The 18,622-nt window shown below is 65.7% G+C and carries 13 protein-coding genes, 1 tRNA gene and 1 pseudogene; 7 read left to right on the top strand and 8 right to left on the bottom strand.

What is annotated here, in order from left to right:
• Positions 1–12: 12 nt before the first annotated feature.
• Together KW83_RS07340 and KW83_RS22115 are read right to left on the bottom strand one after the other, a co-directional pair.
• Complete coding sequence (locus tag KW83_RS07340; protein WP_036176793.1) at positions 13–1,209, bottom strand: hypothetical protein; 1,197 nt, start codon at positions 1,207–1,209, stop codon at positions 13–15.
• Between the two features lie 399 nt (positions 1,210–1,608).
• Positions 1,609–2,205, bottom strand: a complete 597-nt coding sequence (locus KW83_RS22115) for a DUF736 domain-containing protein (RefSeq protein WP_456088815.1) — start codon at positions 2,203–2,205, stop codon at positions 1,609–1,611.
• Between the two features lie 508 nt (positions 2,206–2,713).
• Between KW83_RS22115 and KW83_RS07330 the strand changes: the two genes are divergently transcribed.
• The 4 genes from KW83_RS07330 to KW83_RS07320 are packed head-to-tail and all read left to right on the top strand — an operon-like array spanning position 2,714 to position 5,462.
• Entirely contained in the window at positions 2,714–3,055 is a 342-nt protein-coding gene (locus KW83_RS07330) for a type II toxin-antitoxin system TacA family antitoxin (RefSeq protein WP_036176790.1), read from the top strand.
• Positions 3,043–3,573 (top strand): GNAT family N-acetyltransferase, encoded by a 531-nt coding sequence (locus KW83_RS07325; RefSeq protein ID WP_036176787.1) that lies wholly within the window; start codon positions 3,043–3,045, stop codon positions 3,571–3,573. The genes KW83_RS07330 and KW83_RS07325 overlap by 13 nt, the downstream gene beginning before the upstream one ends.
• Positions 3,574–3,590: 17 nt before the next feature.
• Positions 3,591–4,520 (top strand): hypothetical protein, encoded by a 930-nt coding sequence (locus KW83_RS20495; protein WP_152563507.1) that lies wholly within the window; start codon positions 3,591–3,593, stop codon positions 4,518–4,520.
• A 9-nt stretch (positions 4,521–4,529) separates the two neighbouring features.
• Entirely contained in the window at positions 4,530–5,462 is a 933-nt protein-coding gene (locus tag KW83_RS07320) for an IS5 family transposase (protein ID WP_036176784.1), read from the top strand.
• Between the two features lie 47 nt (positions 5,463–5,509).
• Here the strand turns inward: KW83_RS07320 and KW83_RS19740 are convergent.
• The 5 genes and pseudogenes from KW83_RS19740 to KW83_RS07290 form a co-directional block, all read right to left on the bottom strand.
• Positions 5,510–6,058, bottom strand: a pseudogene (locus KW83_RS19740) (IS3 family transposase); the annotation flags it as partial.
• 227 nt (positions 6,059–6,285) lie between these two features.
• Positions 6,286–7,221 carry a DUF2493 domain-containing protein gene (locus KW83_RS07310; protein WP_036176779.1) on the bottom strand — a complete coding sequence of 312 codons (936 nt, stop codon included), beginning with the start codon at positions 7,219–7,221 and terminating at the stop codon, positions 6,286–6,288.
• 331 nt (positions 7,222–7,552) lie between these two features.
• Positions 7,553–8,590: a DUF7146 domain-containing protein gene (locus KW83_RS07305; protein ID WP_036176776.1), complete on the bottom strand. Its 1,038-nt coding sequence runs from the start codon at positions 8,588–8,590 to the stop codon at positions 7,553–7,555.
• A gap of 57 nt (positions 8,591–8,647) precedes the next feature.
• A protein-coding gene (locus KW83_RS19735; RefSeq protein WP_161785428.1) for an IS630 family transposase occupies positions 8,648–9,588 on the bottom strand; the annotation gives its coding sequence in 2 pieces (ribosomal slippage) (positions 8,648–9,253 and positions 9,256–9,588; 939 coding nt in all).
• Positions 9,589–10,123: 535 nt separating this feature from the next.
• Positions 10,124–10,209 (bottom strand) — tRNA-Leu (locus KW83_RS07290).
• Positions 10,210–10,409: 200 nt separating this feature from the next.
• On the opposite strand from KW83_RS07290, the gene KW83_RS07285 reads away from it, so the two are divergent.
• A complete protein-coding gene (locus KW83_RS07285) occupies positions 10,410–11,429 on the top strand; it encodes a complex I NDUFA9 subunit family protein (RefSeq protein ID WP_051928342.1) in 1,020 nt (339 codons plus the stop codon).
• Positions 11,430–11,438: 9 nt separating this feature from the next.
• Here the strand turns inward: KW83_RS07285 and KW83_RS07280 are convergent, their stop codons facing one another.
• Positions 11,439–12,242: an undecaprenyl-diphosphate phosphatase gene (locus KW83_RS07280; RefSeq protein WP_036176774.1), complete on the bottom strand. Its 804-nt coding sequence runs from the start codon at positions 12,240–12,242 to the stop codon at positions 11,439–11,441.
• 241 nt (positions 12,243–12,483) lie between these two features.
• Between KW83_RS07280 and KW83_RS07275 the strand changes: the two genes are divergently transcribed.
• Positions 12,484–13,917, top strand: a complete 1,434-nt coding sequence (locus tag KW83_RS07275) for an NAD(P)-dependent oxidoreductase (protein WP_036176772.1) — start codon at positions 12,484–12,486, stop codon at positions 13,915–13,917.
• Positions 13,918–14,080: 163 nt separating this feature from the next.
• On the top strand, positions 14,081–18,619 hold the full coding sequence (gltB, locus tag KW83_RS07270) for a glutamate synthase large subunit (RefSeq protein ID WP_036176769.1): 4,539 nt from the start codon (positions 14,081–14,083) through the stop codon (positions 18,617–18,619).
• The last annotated feature ends 3 nt before the right edge of the window (positions 18,620–18,622 follow it).

Raw genomic sequence — 18,622 nt, 5'->3', positions numbered from 1 at the left:
CGGCTCTGCTGATTAGGCGGCCTTCTCCAGCAAGGTCTTAGCCTTCGCCTCCAGTTCAAGGCGACTGTCCTGATGGACCTTGCTGCGGGCATGGGCCGTCATGCCCTGCACGAAATCGAAGATGCTCTCGGGCGGGCGGCCTTCCTCCTGCAACACGGTCTCGATGATCTTGCCGGTCTCGGCCTTGCTGAACCCGCGCTTGCGCAGGAAGCTCTCGCGGTCCTCATCGGTACGGGCGACGATCCGCTCGCGCGCCGCCCTGATCCCGGCCACGAATGGCGCGGGCGAGGAATTGGCGAAGCTGGTCAAAGCCGGAGCCGCTTCATGGGCGAAACGCTGCGCGGCAAACTTGCTGTGCCGGATGCTGATTTCCTCGAACCCTTCCACGCCCCAAAGGTTGCGGTTCATGCAAACCGCCCGGAGATAGAAAGAGGCGATGCCGAGGGTCTTCGATCCGACTTCGCTGTTCCAGCAATAAAATCCCCGGAAATAAAGATCGGGGTCGCCGTTCGGCAGGCGTCCGGCTTCGATGGGGTGCGTATCGTCCACCAGAAACAGGAACACGTCACGGTCGCTGGCATAAAGCGTGGTCGTGTCCTTGGTCACGTCCACGAACGGATTGTGCGTCATGGTCGCCCAATCCAGAACGCCCGGCACCTTCCACATGGTATCGCCGACGCCATCGCCCGCGATCTTCATGACGGCGGCGACAAGTTCATGGTCCCAGATGCGCCCGTAGTCCGGGCCGGTCACGGCGCGAAGCTCAACGCGCCCATCCTCGGTTTCCAGTGTCTTCACCAATTCGCCGCGATGACTGACAAGGCCATGTTGCAGATTGATGCCCGCCAGCGGTGCGGGAAGATCACGCAGGTAGCGGGCCGGTGCGCCGACAAGGCTGCAAAGCTGGCCGAAACTCCAATGCGTCGGGGCGACGGGCTGCTCCTGTCCGGGCACGATCAGCGAAAGCCACTCGGCATCGTCGCGGCTGGCTTCCACACGCACGGTGCGACTCTCCACGGTGCGGGCCTTGGCGCGATCCGCGCGGGACTTCACGGCTTCATAAAGCTCGGTCAGCGACAGATAGCGTTCGTCATCCGGGCGCGAGAACCATTCCGACGAAACGCGGCCGATATTTTCGCCGCGCGAAATGTCCACGCGGAAGCCCTTGGAAACGGGCTGCTGGTGATGGTTCAGGGTCATGGTGTTCATGGTCTTTCCTTTCATGGGCTTGGGTTGGAGCGCAGCGCTGCGCTCCAACCCTGCCCGTCGGCGAGACCGGGGGGTGCAAGGTGCAAGGGCGGCCGGGCGGTGGGGCATCACCCGGCCTGCACAAGCGGATCGACGTGATGACGAAAATGCGCAGCATGTATCCGCGCGGAAGGCTGGGGATACCGCCCGGCCGCCCTTGTGCCGCGCCAGGGGGCAGCGCCCCCAAGCAACCGGCCCGGCCAAAGCGAAGCGGCGGACTGGGGATAAGATTTGATCGGGATACGCAAAGCCTGAAAACCGGAAAGCCGTGTGTCCCGATCTCCTTATTCCTTGAGAGGCGGCGGCCATGAGCAAAAAGAAGCCCCGCTCGGATGAGCGGGGCGATCTCGGGTTTCGGCCTCAGTCGCCGTTGCGGCGGGACCAGATGAGATTGTGGGATTTTCCGTCCTCGGCTTCGACCAGGCTGGCGTAGATCGGTGCCGGGAAGCTCGGATCATCCAGCTTGACGGAGAGGTATTCGCGCTGTGTCTCGCGGGCGATCTTCTTCCAGGCCGCACCGAACTCGGTGGCTCCGGCGAAGATGCGGAAGTCGGGGCCGCGCTCGCTGTCGCTCTCGGTGGCGGTGAACTTGGCCTTGACGTTGAGCGTCAGGGTCTTGACCGCGCCGGTGAAGCCCGCGCCGTTCTCGTTCTGGGTGAAGGTGCCGATGGTTGCCATTGTCGTATTCCTTTTCCTGTCGGGCCGCACCATTGCGACCTCGATGGCGGTCGTGAGACCGGGGACGATCAGCCCCGCACCCCTTGGGGCTGGAACATCGTGGAAGGCGATCGGCGACGGCTTTTTTGTTTCGCGCTGCAAAGCCGAAGGCGGCGGAAAAAAGCTGGCGGCGGACGTTGTGGGAAGACGAGCGAGGCGAAGCCGGTCTTCGGTCAGACCTTGCCAGATCGAGGACGCGAATGGAGCGCTCATAACAGGAAATCGCGTGGAATAGGGCAATGGCGGCCGTCCTGTGCCTCGCCGGAATCGGGGACTCTACGCGGGTTTGTTGGCTGCGGTTTTCCCTGATCCGACCGGCAAGGCCAATTCGCGCTGTCGCCAGCGTGGGCCTGCGGGTGTGGTTTCGTCTGACCTTCGCCGATGCTGCCGTGTCCGGTTTGGCCGGAAGATCGCTTGCGGGGCGTTGCGCCATGCTCGGCCAAGCGGATGATTTGGCCTTTCCCGGTGCTGATCCGCCTGCCAATTGAAGTGAATGGAAAACCCAATCTCATGGGCCTGCCGCGGCGACCGGGATCGAGGCCCCGGAATTGCTCCCGTCTATCCGCGTGTAGCCTACCGCGAAATGGACGCCGCCGCCCCCTTGCGTTAGGGATTGAAGCCGAATGGCGGAAACGCGCCATGGGCGTGGTTCCGGCGCAGCCGAAAGCCCGGCCCGCAGGGCAACGCCCGAGTCTTCCCTTCCTCCCGTCGTATTGACATTGTGGATACGCGCACTCATATTGCGATCATGACCAAAGCTCGTATCGTCCCTTCGGAATCTGCCCGTTCTGCGACCACCGCGGTTGCAGGTCGTGCCTCTACGGCTGACACCAAGGGCAGCATCAATCTGCGGATCGAGACCGGCACGCGCCAGCTCATCGACGATGCGGCGGCTGTGCTCGGCAAGACACGCACCGAGTTCATGGTGGAAAGCGCCCGGCGGCAAGCGGTCGACGTGCTGCTCGACCAGCGCCTGTTCACGCTCGACCCCGAGCGCTACGACGCCTTCATGCAGGCGCTCGACAATCCGCCCGCGCCGGGGCCGAAGCTCAAGGCCCTGCTGCGCCGGACCCCGGCATGGCAGAAATAGACGACACGCCCGACCATCCCGAATTGCCACTGTCTGCTCCAGTTCCTCTGACGGCAGAGCATGACCTTTCGGCATTCGACTGCGGTGAGCCCGCGTTGAACGACTGGTTGCGCCATCGCGCCTTGAAGAACGAAAGCCGGTTTTCGCGCACCTATGTCGTGTGCGTGGGCAATCAGGTCGTCGGTTACTTTTGCATTTCGGCCGGGTCAGTCGAGCGCGGTGCGGCTCCCGGAAAGGTGCGGCGCAACGCGCCCGACCAGATTCCGGTCTCGGTCGTCGGCCGGCTGGCCGTTGACCTCGACCACGCCGGAAAGGGTCTCGGCGCGGACCTTTTGGCGGACGCGCTGCGCCGGATTGCGCTGGCTTCGCAAAGCATTGGTATCGGGGCCGTGATGGTCCAGGCGAAGGATGAAGCGGCCAAACACTTCTATCTGCGCTGTGCCGAGTTCGTCGAATACCCCGAAGACAGCCGGACGCTGTTCCTGCCTATCGAAACCGTGGTCGCGGCGTTTAGCTAGAGTTTGGGAGAAATACGATGGGTGAAGCCAAGCGAAAGAGGCAAGAACGGGCTTGGCTGGATTCTGATCGCTACAACGGCACGATAGATCTTCACGTTTTGCCCCCGGCGGCGGAGATTGACGGAGCACGCATTCGCGAACTGACAGGTGACGATACAATACCGGACACGACGCAGGTCATCTTGCGCGCGTTCAGAGCAGTCGTTGGTGAGCGGACCTTCCATGTCGGATTCTGCCTCGGTGACGGCGAATCCTTCAGCGCTGTTGGTATCGCCGTCATAGAAAGACTGTCGATGGAAGCGCCGGGAGCCGCGCTTCACATTGTGCCTATCGTTCACGACGACATCGCATGGGACATCGTGATGCGGCATCTGCGCAGCTTCACGGGGCAGGTATTGTTGTTCGCATTCCCGAATTCAGATGTTTACGATGCGGGCACCGCTGAAGTTTCGTACTCGAAACATATCCGTCAGTTCGATCCAAGCGGCGCCTTGCTTGGCCGATTGACCGAAGCGCAGCGGCGCAAGATACGCGAACAAAAAGCTTCGATGCTCAATCGACCGCCGCCGCCCAGATTCTATCCAGCATCCGGTGTCACGCAGGAAGACTCGCCATGGATATTCCGGGTTGGAACTCCTGCCGGAAAAGTCATCAGAACCGCCGTTTGGGATGGCCGTCGTAACTATGCGCATGAACTCCCTGAAGACATCGTGCGATGGGTAGGCGGCGACAGGATCGCCATCGTGCAGGTGGACAGTCCTGTTGGGGTCAATCGGCGGTCTTCACTCGACTTGACGCACAAGCTCGCCAAAGATTTCGATGGCGTCATTCACTGGGCGCGGGATACGGACACGTTTCAGTCGATTCTCAAGTCGTTTATCCGCCTCGATCTGGGCTTTGTTGCACGGACCCGTACTAGGATTCACATTGGCTGGTCAACGGGATAGCCGGTCCGCATGACCCGACCTTCCCCGACCCGATACCGCACCCTGAACTGGCATGCCTACAACGCCGCACTGCGTGAGCGTGGCTCGCTGACGCTCTGGTTCGACCCGGAGATGACGTGGGAGGCGGCACCGACCGGCAGGCGGGGCGGCCAGCAGGCCTACAGCGATGAGGCGATCCAAGCCTGCCTGACGATCAAGGTCCTGTTCGGCCTACCGCTCCGTCAGACGGCGGGATTCGTCGCGAGCCTGTTGCGGTTGGCCGGGCTGGACTGGACAGTGCCGGATTACAGTACGTTGTGCCGGCGTCAGCGGACCTTGGCGGTCAGGCTGCCCTACCGAGGCTCGAAAGGGCCGCTGCACCTGCTGGTAGATAGCACCGGGATCAAGGTCCGCGGGGAGGGCGAGTGGCATGCCCGCAAGCATGGCGGTGCCCGCCGGCGCGTTTGGCGCAAGGTTCATCTGGGTATCGACGAAGCGACGATGGAGGTCCGGGCCGTCGAGATCACCGGCAGCCATGTTGGCGATGCGCCCGTGTTGCCGGACTTGATCGGTCAGATCCCTGCGGACGAGCAGATCGGCTCGGTCACGGCCGACGGCGCCTACGATACCCGCCGTTGTCACGATGCGATTGCCGATCGCGGTGCCCATGCCGTCATTCCGCCCCGTCGGAACGCGCGGCCATGGAAGCCGGACACCGCAGGCGCCATGGCCAGAAACGAGGCCGTGCGGGCGTCGAAGTACCTGGGCCGATCCCTCTGGCGACGCCTGACCGGATACCACCGCCGCAGCCGCGTCGAGACGAAGATGCATTGCATGAAACTACTGGGGCAGCGCCTCATGGCGCGGGATTTCGAGCGACAGGTCGCCGAGCTCCAGGTCCGCATCGCCGTGCTCAACCGTTATACCGCACTCGGAATCCCCGTCACGAAACCCGTAGGATAAGTCCGTCAGGGGAAAGGGGCAGTCCGCCCGGCAGCCGGGCCGTGCAACAAAGCCTTCAACATGCGGAACTTCTTCCTGTCGTGCGTCCGGATCTCGACGAAGTCATAGGACCAGACGTGGTTCGGATGTTCGGACCGAAGCCGGATGCATGATCCGTCGTTCAGCCAGAGACGCCCTTCCTTCGGATGCTTCTATGGCACCTTCATCCCCTCCTGCCGTCATATCCTCTCGACGCGCTTCACTTTTATGGCCCACCCGGCATCCCGCAGCGATCCGGCGATAGCCGTAGTGGCCGTACTGGCTGGCGATGGCGACGATGTCCGCGGTCAGTGCATACTCGTCGGGGCGTCCGCCTGGCGCCTTCCGCTGCGTCGAGCGACGCTGGCCCATAACGCGACAGGCAAGGCGTTCGGAGATCCGAAATTTTCGTCTGACGTGATCAACGCGTGCTCGGCGGCGGGCGGGGCTCAGAAGTTTCCCGAGGCAGCCTCCCGGAGGATGAGTTTCTCGAGCGTCAGATCGGAGACGGCCTTCCGCAGCCTCTTGCTCTCTTTCTCGAGCTCCTTCAAGCGCTTCGCCCGGTCGGTCTTCAACCCGCACTCGCCGTTGTCCTTGGTCGCAGCGTTTGGAGTGCCAACCGACGCGGGTCTAAACCTGATTAGAACGCCATTCGGCAGTCGCAGCACGATCCGTCGAAGCCGCCATTCGTGCTGCCCGCAGCATTGTTCATATCGGGCTCGAACCGGAATTTTGCTGCGATGCGCGTGAAGGTCCGGTCTGACGCGGTGGTGCCCCGCGGTACGGGTCCGGCAGAAGACGGCGCTCACGCGCCGCCCTCGTGCTTCAGTACCGGAATGCCCAGCTTGCGGGCCTTGTCGGCAAGGTTCTCCTGGATCCCGGTGCCGGGGAAGATCAGCAAACCGATCGGCAGGACGTCCAGCATCGCGTCGTTGCGCTTGAACGGGGCCGAGCGGCCGTGTTTGGTCCAGTCGGGCCGGAAGGCGACTTGCGGCACCTTGCGGTGATCGGCCCAGCGGGACGCGATGAGTTCCGCGCCTTTAGGTGAGCCGCCGTGGAGCAGCACCATGTCCGGGTGCTTGGCATGGACCCGGTCGAGCCGCGCCCAGATCAGGCGGTGATCGTTGAAGTCCGCCCCACCGGTCACGGCCACCTTGGGGCCTTCGGGCAGAAGCAGCTGCGCCTCGGCCCGGCGGCGGGCGGCGAGAAAATCCCGGCTGTCGATCATCGCGAAGGTCAGGTTGCGATGGCTGACGCGCGAGCCGGTCCGGGGATGCCAGGGCTTGCCGAGGTGATGCTCGAAGCCCTCGGCGGCGAGGTCGCGAAAGAGTTCCAGCGCGGTGCGTCGTTCGACCATGCTCTGCCCCTCGGCCATGAGGCGTTCGAGTTCGAGAGATTTCACCTCGGAGCCATCCTGTTCCCGCTGAAGACGACGCTGCGCCTGTTCGTTGTCGTCGAGTTGGCGTTCGGCCCGCACCAGTGCGCGATGGAAGAGGTTGACCGCGCCCCAGAGCAGTTCGTCGAGATCGGGTTCGAGACGTGTATCGCCGAGCGTCGCGACAAGGGCGTCGAGGATATCGGCGACGGCACCGGCGATCTGGCCGCCCTCGGGCAAGGGGCGCGGATCGGGTTCATCCTCGTAGGGGCGCCAGCCGTAGAGCTGGAGTTCGGTCAGGACATGGGCGGTCGAGGACGTGCTGTGATGCGGCTCGTGGGCATCGGTTTCGGGATCGAGGGTCATCTGCGGGTTCCTTCCTCGGGGGAGCCGCGCGCCACACGAGGCCTTCGTGGCAGGAACGCGCCCACGGGCGGGGCGGCCGGGCAGCCCGAGCCTTTCGCGAGGGCCTTGATGGCCAAGCCCGGCTATTTTGCCTCGCGATGCAAAGCGCCCCAACGGGGCGCGGCGGAAAATAGCCGGAGCGCGGCCATTGCCGGGCCGTCCCGATTGTGGGCCTCCTGCCCTCTAAGAAGGCCGTGCGCGCCGGCCTTTCCCGTGGATGGGAACCGCGCGCGGGATGCCCCTGCGAAAACGATGCTGTGAGCCGTACAGCGCCAGCCCGATTGCCGCCCTGTCACACCGGCACGGAACGAGCGGCATCCTCGACGTGGAGATGAAGCCGAAACCGCGCTTGCAAGGCCGCCAGCCCATAGCGCCGGAGATCGTCGTTGAAGTCGCCCAGTCGCGGCGTGAGGGTCTGCGCCTCGATCCCGGCCTCGGCTGCGCGCGCCTCCAGTCGATCCCTTGCCGCCGCGCCTGCGGGATCACGGTCGCGCAACACGTAGAGCCGCCGCAGGCCAGCGGGAAACCGGATGGCGGCCAGGTGTCCCGATGACAGCGCCGCGACGGCGGGCAACTCAGGCAGGGCCGAGCGCACGGAAAGAACCGTCTCGATCCCCTCGCCCGCGATGAGCGCGTCCCCGGGTGCGCCGAACCGCACCCCGTTCCCGAGCAAAGCGCCCATCGCGCGCCGCGGTGTGTCGATATCGGCCTTGGCGCTCCCGTCCGGCCGCAGCCAAGTGCGGTGGGTCCCGGTCTGGCGGCCCTCGAGATCGGTGATGGCAGCCAGCATGGCCGGAAGCCGCGCGACCGTCCCGCCGCCTTCGGGCCGATAGAAGCAGGCGGGATGGAACCGCAGGCTTGGCATTTGGTCAAACGCTCCGATGCCACGCCTGCGCAGATAGGCTTCTACCGGAGTGCCGCGGATCGGTACACCCATTGCAAACAGGCGTCGTGCCGCCTCCTGAGATCCGGTGGCAGCTGGTCGCTGTGAATGTGGAGAATGCTGTCGGGTTGGATCAGGTAAGGGCAGGCTCAAGAAGCGTCGGGCCTCATCGGCAACGTCCTTGAAGTCGATTAAGCCGCAGCTTTCACGGATGACATCGAGCAGGTCGCCATGCTGTCCCGTGGCTGCGTCGGTCCATTTTCCAGCGGCACGGTTGCCGGACAGTGGCCCGGACAGCCGAACGAACATGGATCGGCCCGGTGTGTTATGAACGTCTCCCACCAGCCAGTAATGACCCTGCTTCCGGCCGTTCGACAGATAGTGCCGGCACACCGTTTCGGCGTTCTGGGAAAGCTGGCGCGAAAGCTTGGTGGCGGGGCTCGTCATGGCGGTCTCCAAGAGGGTTGGACGCAATCAGGGGCCCGCCATTAGAGCATGATGAGATTAGCTTGAAGCGTATCCAGTATTGGCGAGGTAGTTCGCGCACTCCTGTGGGCTGAAGCGGTCGAGCAGTGTCCCGATCCTGCGCCACGTTGCCTCCATTGTGCGCTCGGCTGCGTTGCGGAGCATGTGTTTGAGCTTCGAGAAGACCTGTTCAATCGGGTTCAGGTCGGGGCTGTAGGGCGGCAGAAAAAGTAGATGCGCTTTCGCGTTACGGATCGCCTGCCGCACGGCTTGCCCTTTGTGGCTGCCCAGATTGTCCATAACCACCACATCGCCCGGGCGCAGGGTTGGGACGAGCACGTGCGCGACATAAGCCCGGAACGCTTCGCCGTTGACGGGACCGTCCAAAACAAAGGGCGCGTCGATCCGATCATGACGCAGCGCTGCGATAAAGGTCATGGTGCGCCAGTGACCATGCGGGGCCCGCCCGATCAGGCGTTCACCTCTGGGAGCCCAGCCGCGCAGCGGGGCCATGTTGGTCTTGGCCCAGGTTTCATCAATGAACACGAGACGACGGGGGTCGATCCGGCCCTGGTGCCGCTTCCAGCGCACACGGCGGCGGCTCACGTCGGGGCGGTTCTGCTCCTCGGCGAGTTGGGTCTTTTTTTGAACGAGTAGCCCGTGCGGCGCACGAAGGCCCAGACGGTGCGGTAGTCGACCTTGAGCCCGCGCTCGGCCAGTTCCACCACCAGTCCGCGCAGTGTGAACGGCTCCGTTATCCGCTCCAGAAGCCACGCCTCATGCCCGCCTGCAATCTTGCGTGGCGGGTGGCCGCCTGTCCCTGCCGGAGCGCAACTCCCGGTCGCACGCAAACGCTGCGACCACTTCACAACACTGGACGGAGCCACATCCAGGGCCGCTGCGACCTGACGCACGCTCTCGCCCCCCAACAGCCGCGCCATTGCCCTCTCTCGAAGGTCCATTGAAAGTGCTCTACCCACTACTCGCCCTCCATCTTGTGGTCGGCAACAGTGAATCACCAAAATGCAGGCCTGTGAATCCTCTATCGATTCAGGCTGATTTCATCCCGCTCTAGGCGGCATTCTTTTGGGCCAATCGGACAATGCGCTCATACTCGGACTCTACGGCCTCGAGCGCTGCCAATTGTCGTTCAAGATGGAGCGCTATGGGCACGAATGTCTCTCCATCCGGACGATCTGACACAACCCGGATCATGAGATTGAGAGCCTGTTTAATGCGGGAAGCTGACGGTTTTATGCTGCCTCTGGCGTTGGTGTTGCCGGGAGGAGTTCGGTTCACCCGCCGATTGTCAGAAATCGAGCCATATCACCGTCCGCTCGGTCTCTGACCAAGGCTTAAAATCGACCCACCGCGGATGGTGGTCCAGCATCTCCCGTGAGCGGGATGGGCAGGCGTGCTGAACGGCGTTGTGTGGCAGTTTGTGTGGCAGTTTCCAGCAGCGACAACAAAAAACCCTCGAAAACTGAGGTTTTCGAGGGTTTTTGGGCTTGACATTGGTGCCCAGGAGAGGACTCGAACCTCCACGGCCTTGCGGCCACTGGCACCTGAAGCCAGCGCGTCTACCATTCCGCCACCTGGGCCGGTGTCGTGAGGCCGCGATCTAAGGTGCGGTGCTGGGAGTGTCAACGGAATTTGCGCGCCGGGCGGGCGGCGCGCAAGACCGCCTGCGTGGCGGGTCGCTGGACCAGGTCCGGCGCCGCCCCGCGACCCATTGCGCCTTGCCTCGTTTTCCGGCCCGACCTACACCCGACCGTATCCGACGTCATTCCAGGGGAACGCCATGCAACTCGTCACCATCTTCGGCGGCACGGGCTTCGTCGGCCGCTACGTCGCCCGGCGCATGGCGCAGGAGGGCTGGCGCGTCCGCTGCGCGAGCCGGCGGCCCAACGACGCGCCTTTCGTGCGCACCTACGGTGTCGTCGGGCAGGTCGAACCGGTGTTCTGCAACATCCGCGACGACGACAGCGTCCGCGATGTGACCCGCGGCGCGGATGCGGTCGTGAACTGCGTCGGCATCCTTGCCGAATCGGGCCGCCAGACCTTCGAGTCGGTCCAGTCCGAAGGCGCGGCCCGCATCGCACGGATCGCGGCCGAGGAGGGGGCCCTGCGCCTGGTGCAGATCTCTGCGATCGGCGCGGATTCCGATGCGCCCTCGACCTATGCCAGGACCAAGGGCCTGGGCGAGGAGGCCGTTCTGGAGGCCTTTCCGACCGCCATGATCGTCCGGCCATCCATCATTTTCGGCCACGAGGACGAATTCTTCAACCGTTTCGCGGGGATGGCGCGGATGGCGCCGCTGCTGCCGCTGGTCGGAGCCTCGACGCGGTTCCAGCCGGTCTATGTGGACGACGTGGCCGCGGCGATCCAGATGGGCGTCACCGGTCGGGCGGAGCCGGGGATCTACGAACTCGGCGGGCCGGACGTCTCCACCTTCCGCGAGCTGATGCGCGAGATGCTGGTGGTGATCCGGCGCCGGGGGCTGGTCCTGAACACGCCGATGCCGGTGGCCAAGCTGATGGGACGGGCGTTCGATCTGGTGCGCAACGGAACCGGGGGCTTTATCCGCCCGCCGCTCACCTACGATCAGGTGGTCAACCTGGGGCGGGACAGCGTGGTGGGCGACGGTGTCGGGACCTTTGCGGATCTGGGCATCCGCCCGACCGCGACCGAGGCGATCCTGCCCGACTACCTGTGGCGATTCCGTCCCTCGGGCCAGTATGCGGAGGCCAATGCCTCGGCGGCCGAGCTTCATTCCGAAGACACGAAGCCCCTGGACGGCAACCGGGCGGGGTTCTCCTGAGGCCGCGTGTCAGAGATAGGCATAGGCCAGAAGCGCCGCGCCCAGAAACACGCGGTAAATGACGTAGGGCGTGAAGCTGACGCTGTCGAGCAGGCGGAACATGAGCTTGAGCGCCAGCAGGGCCGCGGCCAGGGAAAACAGCGCGGCGATGCCGGCGTCCCGGGCCAGTTGCATGTCCGCCTGGCCGATCACGTCGAGGGACAGGAGCGCGGCGGAGGCCAGGATCGTCGGAATGGACATCAGCATCGACAGCCGCGCCGCGTCCTTGCGCCCGTAGCCCAGCAGGCGCCCGCCGGAAATCGTGATGCCGGAGCGGGACACGCCGGGGATCAGGGCGATGACCTGCCAGACCCCCATGACGATGGCGTGGCGGAGCGTCCAGTCAGAAGCCTCGCGGGTTTCCGCGCCCGTCTGGTCGGTCCAGTAGAGGACCAGCCCGAAGATGATCGTGGTCCAGCCGATGAGGGCGGCCGAGCGCATGGCTTCCTCCAGGCCCAGCACCTTGAGCACCAGCCCGACCAGGATCACCGGGACCGTGGCGACCGCAAGGCAGAGGGCCAGCCAGGCGCCCTGGCTGTCCACGCGGCCGCGCAAGAGGGACGGGATGCCGCCGAGGGCGATGCGCACGTCGCTCCAGAAGAACAGCACCACCGCGCCGAGCGTGCCGGCGTGGGCGGCGACATCGACGGCGAGTCCCTGATCGTCCAGCCCGGTCAGCGCGGGCAGCAGGATCAGGTGGCCGGAGGAGGAGACGGGCAGGAATTCCGTGATCCCCTGCACGATGGCGACGAGGAGGAGGTGCAGAATGGGCATGGATGGGGTCCGGGTTGGCGACGCGGCGATCATAGAAATCAACGCGCGGATGAACAGGGCTATTAATAGGTCCGATTGGGACGCAAATCCGACCCGCCGAGGCCTCTGTCCGACCAGAGGGTGCCCGCTCCGGTGTATCGGCGCGCGATAAGGTCATAATAGCTGACCCAACCGCGAGAAAACCACTTCACACGGCGGCGGCGTTTTTATATGAGCGGAGCAGATCGAGGAGGGTTCCGATTTGGCCGCCCAGAAAATGCTGACGTTCACGACCGTCGCCCGCGCGATGCCCGGCAAGCGCGATCCAGAAAGCCGCGTTTCCGATTTCCACGAGATTTACGGTGAGTTCGCGCGGGAGAAGGCGGCCGAGCAATCGGGGCGCTGCAGCCAGTGCGGCGTGCCCTATTGCCAGTCCCATTGCCCGCTGCACAACAACATCCCCGACTGGCTGCGCCTGACCGCCGAGGGGCGCCTGCGCGAGGCCTATGAGGTCAGCCAGCAGACCAACACCTTCCCGGAGATCTGCGGCCGGATCTGCCCCCAGGACCGCCTGTGCGAGGGCAACTGCGTCATCGAACAGGCCGGCCACGGCACCGTCACCATCGGCGCGGTGGAGAAATACATCACCGACACGGCCTTCGACGAGGGCTGGGTCGCGCCGATCCGCCCGGCGCGCGAACGCCCCGAGAGCGTGGCGGTGATCGGCGCCGGCCCGGGCGGGCTGGCCTGCGCGGACATGCTGCGGCGCGAGGGCGTGCAGGTCACCGTGTACGACCGCTACGACCGCGCGGGCGGGCTGATGACCTACGGCATCCCCGGCTTCAAGCTGGAGAAGGACATCGTGATGAAGCGCATCGCCCAGCTGGAGGACGGCGGGGTGACGTTCCGGCTGAACTGCGACGTCGGCCGGGATGTGTCTTTCGACGAGATCCGCGCGGAACATGACGCGGTGCTGATCGCCACCGGGGTCTACAAGAGCCGCGAATTGCAGGGGCCGGGGGCGGGGGCCGCCGGAATCGTCCGGGCGATCGACTTCCTGACGGCGTCCAACCGCAAGTCCTTCGGGGATGCTGTGCCGGAGTTCGACTCCGGCGAGCTGAACGCGGACGGCAAGCGCGTCGTCGTCATCGGCGGCGGCGACACGGCCATGGATTGCGTGCGCACCGCCGTGCGGCAGGGCGCGAAAAGCGTGAAATGCCTCTACCGGCGCGACCGCGACAACATGCCCGGCTCCCAGCGGGAGGTGAAGAACGCCGAGGAAGAAGGCGTGGAGTTCGTCTGGCTGTCGGCGCCCAAGGGGTTCTCCGGCGATACCGTGTCGGGCGTGATGGTGGACCGGATGCGCCTGGGCCAGCCCGACGCCACGGGGCGCCAGGTGCCCGAGATCGTCGCCGGTGCGGATTACATCGAAGAGGCCGACCTGGTGATCAAGGCGCTGGGGTTCGAGCCAGAGGATCTGCCGGCGCTCTGGGGCGTGGAGGGGCTGGAGGTGACCCGCTGGGGCACCGTTCTGGCCGACTTCCAGACCCATGCCACCAGCCTGCCGGGCGTCTATGCCTGCGGCGACATCCAGCGCGGCGCGAGCCTGGTGGTCTGGGCGATCCGCGACGGGCGGGAGGCCGCCCAGGCGATCATGGCGCAGCTGTCGGGGACCGCGGCGGTGGCCGCGGAATAGGCTCCGACGGGCATCGTAATCCTGTCGGAGATTCGTGAGAACTCCGTAGGAGGGTGCGCGCGCTACCTTTCGGTCATCCGGTCAGCACGGGTGACATAACGCTGCGGCAGGCTTTCGGGGCGCGGCTCCGGTCCGCCGCCGATCCGAACGAGGAGACAGTGCCATGACGAGCTATGACAGCGACTGGGTTGCCCGCGAAGAGGCCAAGCGCGCCGCCATGGCCGCGCGGGGCATGTACGATCCGGCGGAGGAACATTCCTCCTGCGGGGTCGGTCTGGTGGTGTCGGTCAACGGGACGCGGTCGCGCAAGGTTGTCGAGCACGGGATTTCCGCGCTGAAGTCGATCTGGCACCGGGGTGCCGTGGACGCGGACGGGCGCACGGGCGACGGCGCCGGCATCCATGTGCAGATCCCCGACGCGTTCTTCCGCGACCAGATCGCGCGCACCGGGCACACCCCCAACGAGGGCCAGCAGCTGGCCGTGGGGCAGGTGTTCCTGCCGCGCACCAACTTCGGCGCCCAGGAGACCTGCCGCACCATCGTCGAGACCGAGATCCTGCGGATGGGATATTTCATCTACGGCTGGCGGCACGTGCCGGTGGATATCTCCTGCCTCGGCGCGAAGGCCAACGCGACGCGGCCCGAGATCGAGCAGATCCTGATCTCGAACCCCAAGGGCGTGGACGAGGAGACCTTCGAGCGCGAGCTCTACGTCATCCGCCGCCGGATCGAGAAGGCGGCCGCCGCGGCCGGCGTGGGGCAGCTCTACCTTGCGTCGCTGTCCTGCCGGTCGATCATCTACAAGGGGATGATGCTGGCCCAGGACGTGGCCAATTTCTACACCGACCTCCAGGACGCGCGGTTCGAGAGCGCCTTCGCCATCTATCACCAGCGCTACTCCACCAACACCTTCCCGCAGTGGTGGCTGGCGCAGCCGTTCCGGATGCTGGCCCACAACGGCGAGATCAACACCCTGAAGGGCAACCTGAACTGGATGAAGAGCCATGAGATCCGCATGGCCTCTGCCGAGTTCGGCGACCTGGCCGAGGACATCAAGCCGATCGTGCCCCAGGCGGCGAGCGATTCGGCGGCGCTCGATTCGGTGTTCGAGGTGCTGGTGCGCTCCGGCCGGTCGGCGCCCATGGCCAAGACGCTGCTGATCCCGGAATCGTGGTCCAAGCAGGCCGAGGAGCTGCCGAAGCCCTGGCGCGACATGTATTCCTACTGCAATTCCGTGATGGAGCCGTGGGACGGGCCGGCGGCGCTGGCGATGACCGACGGGCGCTGGGTCTGCGCGGGGCTGGACCGCAACGGGCTGCGCCCGATGCGCTACGTGGTGACCGGCGACGGGCTGGTGATCGCCGGGTCGGAGGCCGGGATGGTGCCGGTAGACGAGGGGTCGGTGGTCGAGAAGGGCGCGCTGGGCCCCGGCCAGATGCTGGCCGTGGACCTCAAGAAGGCCAAGCTGTTCCACGACGCCGAGATCAAGGACAAGCTGGCCGCGGCGCTGCCCTTCGGCGAATGGGTGGGGCGGATCACCGAGCTGGACGAGGCGCTGGCCCGGGTGACCGAGGCGCCGTTCTTCGAGGGGGCGGAGCTGCGCCGCCGCCAGATCGCCGCCGGCTACACCATGGAGGAGCTGGAGCAGATCCTGGCGCCCATGGCCGAGGACGGCAAGGAGACGCTGGCCTCCATGGGCGACGACACGCCCTCTGCGGTGCTGTCCGAGACCTACCGGCCGCTCAGCCATTTCTTCCGGCAAAACTTCAGCCAGGTGACCAATCCGCCCATCGACTCCTTGCGCGAATTCCGGGTGATGAGCCTGAAGACCCGGTTCGGAAACCTCAAGAACGTGCTGGACGAAAGCAGCAGCCAGACCGAGATCATCGTGCTGGACAGCCCGTTCGTGGGCAACGCGCAGTTCGACCGGATGGTCGAGGCGTTCAACGCCCCGATGGCCCAGATCGACTGCACCTTCGCGGCGGGCGGCGGCTACGGCACGCTGCGCGCCGGGCTGACGCGGATCCGCGACGCCGCCGAGGAGGCCGTGCGCTCCGGCGCGGGGCATATCGTGCTGACCGACCAGGGCGCCGCCGAGGACCGGGTCGCGATGCCGATGATCCTGGCCACCAGCGCGGTCCATTCGTGGCTGACGCGCAAGGGGCTGCGGACCTTCACCTCGCTCAACGTGCGGTCGGCGGAGTGTATCGACCCGCATTACTTCGCGGTGCTGATCGGCTGCGGCGCGACCACGGTGAACGCCTATCTGGCCGAGGATTCCATCGCCGACCGGATCTCTCGCGGGTTGCTCGACGGGACGCTCACCGAGGCGGTGGCGCGCTATCGGCGGGCCATCGACGCGGGCCTGCTGAAGATCATGTCGAAGATGGGGATCTCCGTCATCTCGTCCTATCGGGGCGGCATCAACTTCGAGGCGGTGGGGCTGAGCCGCGCCATGTGCGCGGAGTATTTCCCGGGGATGCAGAGCCGGATCAGCGGCATCGGCATCAACGGCATCCAGATGAAGGCCGAGGGGATCCACGCCCGCGGCTTTCGCGGCGGCCAGGATGTGCTGCCCATCGGCGGGTTCTACAAGGCGCGCCGCTCTGGCGAGACCCACGCCTGGGAAGCGGCGTCGATGCACATGCTGCAGGTGGCCTGCAACAAGGCCAGCTATCAGATGTGGAAGCAGTATTCGGCCAAGATGGCCCAGGCCAAGCCGATCCACCTGCGCGACCTGATGGACTTCAAGGCGCTGGGCAAGCCGGTTCCGATCGAGGAGGTCGAGAGCATCACCCAGATCCGCAAGCGGTTCGTCACGCCGGGGATGAGCCTGGGCGCGCTGTCGCCCGAGGCGCACAGGACGCTTTCCATCGCCATGAACCGGATCGGCGCCAAGTCGGATTCCGGCGAGGGCGGAGAGGATCCCAAGGACTTCCAGCCCGACAGCAACGGCGACAACCGGTCCGCCAAGATCAAGCAGGTGGCCTCCGGGCGGTTCGGGGTGACGGCGGAATACCTGCTGGCCTGCGAGGAGCTGGAAATCAAGATCGCCCAGGGCGCCAAGCCCGGCGAGGGCGGGCAGCTGCCGGGGATGAAGGTCACCAGCCTGATCGCCAAGCTGCGCCATTCGACCCCGGGCGTGACGCTGATCAGCCCGCCGCCGCATCACGACATCTATTCGATCGAGGATCTGGCGCAGCTGATCTACGACCTCAAGCAGATCAACCCGCGCGCCAAGGTGACGGTGAAGCTGGTCGCCTCCTCCGGCGTCGGCACCATCGCCGCCGGCGTGGCCAAGGCCAAGGCGGACATCATCCTGATCTCGGGCCACAACGGCGGCACCGGGGCGAGCCCCGCGACCTCGATCAAATACGCCGGCCTGCCGTGGGAGATGGGCCTGACCGAGGCGCATCAGGTGCTGGCGATGAACGACCTGCGCAGCCGGGTGACGCTGCGCACCGACGGCGGTCTGCGCACCGGGCGCGACATCGTCATGGCGGCGATGCTGGGGGCCGAGGAATTCGGCATCGGCACCGCGGCGCTGATCGCCATGGGCTGCATCATGGTGCGGCAGTGCCAGTCCAACACCTGCCCCGTGGGCGTCTGCACCCAGGACACCGACCTGCGCGAGAAGTTCACCGGCACCGCGGACAAGGTGGTGAACCTGATCACCTTCTACGCCACCGAGGTGCGCGAGATCCTGGCCGGAATCGGCGCCCGCAGTCTGGACGAGGTGATCGGGCGGGCGGATCTGCTGTCCCAGGTCAGCCGCGGCTCGGCCCATCTGGACGATCTGGACCTGAACCCGCTGCTGATCACCGTCGATGACGCCGGCGAGATCGTCTACGACCGCGACCAGCCCCGCAACGCGGTGGACGACACGCTGGACGCGGAGATCGTGCGCGACGCGCGGCGGTTTCTGGAGGATGGCGAGAAGATGCAGCTCAGCTATGCCGTGCGCAACACCCATCGCACCGTGGGCACCCGCACCTCCAGCCATATCGTGACCCAGTTCGGGATGCGCAACGCGCTCCAGCCGGACCACCTGCATGTGAAGCTGACCGGCTCCGCCGGGCAGTCCCTGGGCGCGTTCGCCGCGCCGGGGCTGAAGCTGGAGGTCTCGGGCGACGCCAACGACTACGTGGGCAAGGGCCTGTCGGGGGGCACCGTCGTGGTGCGCCCGCCCATGGTCAGCCCGCTCGACGCCGCGTCCAACACGATCATCGGCAACACCGTGCTTTACGGCGCGACGGACGGGCATCTCTTTGCCGCCGGCCGCGCCGGAGAGCGGTTCGCGGTGCGCAATTCGGGCGCGAAGGCGGTGATCGAGGGCTGCGGATCGAACGGCTGCGAATACATGACCGGCGGGGTCGCGGTGATCCTGGGGCGGATCGGCGCAAATTTCGGCGCCGGGATGACCGGTGGCATGGCGTTCCTCTACGACCCCGAAGGCCGCGCCGAGACGATGATGAACATGGAGACGCTGGTGACCTGCAAGGTGACGGAGCCGCACTGGATCCGCATCCTGGAAGAGCTGGTCGAGCGCCACCACGCCGAGACCGGCTCTCGGCGGGCGGGCGACATCCTGCAGCACTGGGACACGGAACTGGCGCATTTCGTGCAGGTCTGCCCGCTGGAGATGCTGGACAAGCTGGAGCATCCGGTGGGCATCGAGGACCGGCGCGTGCCGGCGGAATAGGGG

Origin of the sequence: Palleronia rufa (assembly GCF_000743715.1) — a bacterium.
Lineage (GTDB): Bacteria > Pseudomonadota > Alphaproteobacteria > Rhodobacterales > Rhodobacteraceae > Palleronia > Palleronia rufa.
This window is presented reverse-complemented; position numbering and strand designations above follow the sequence as displayed.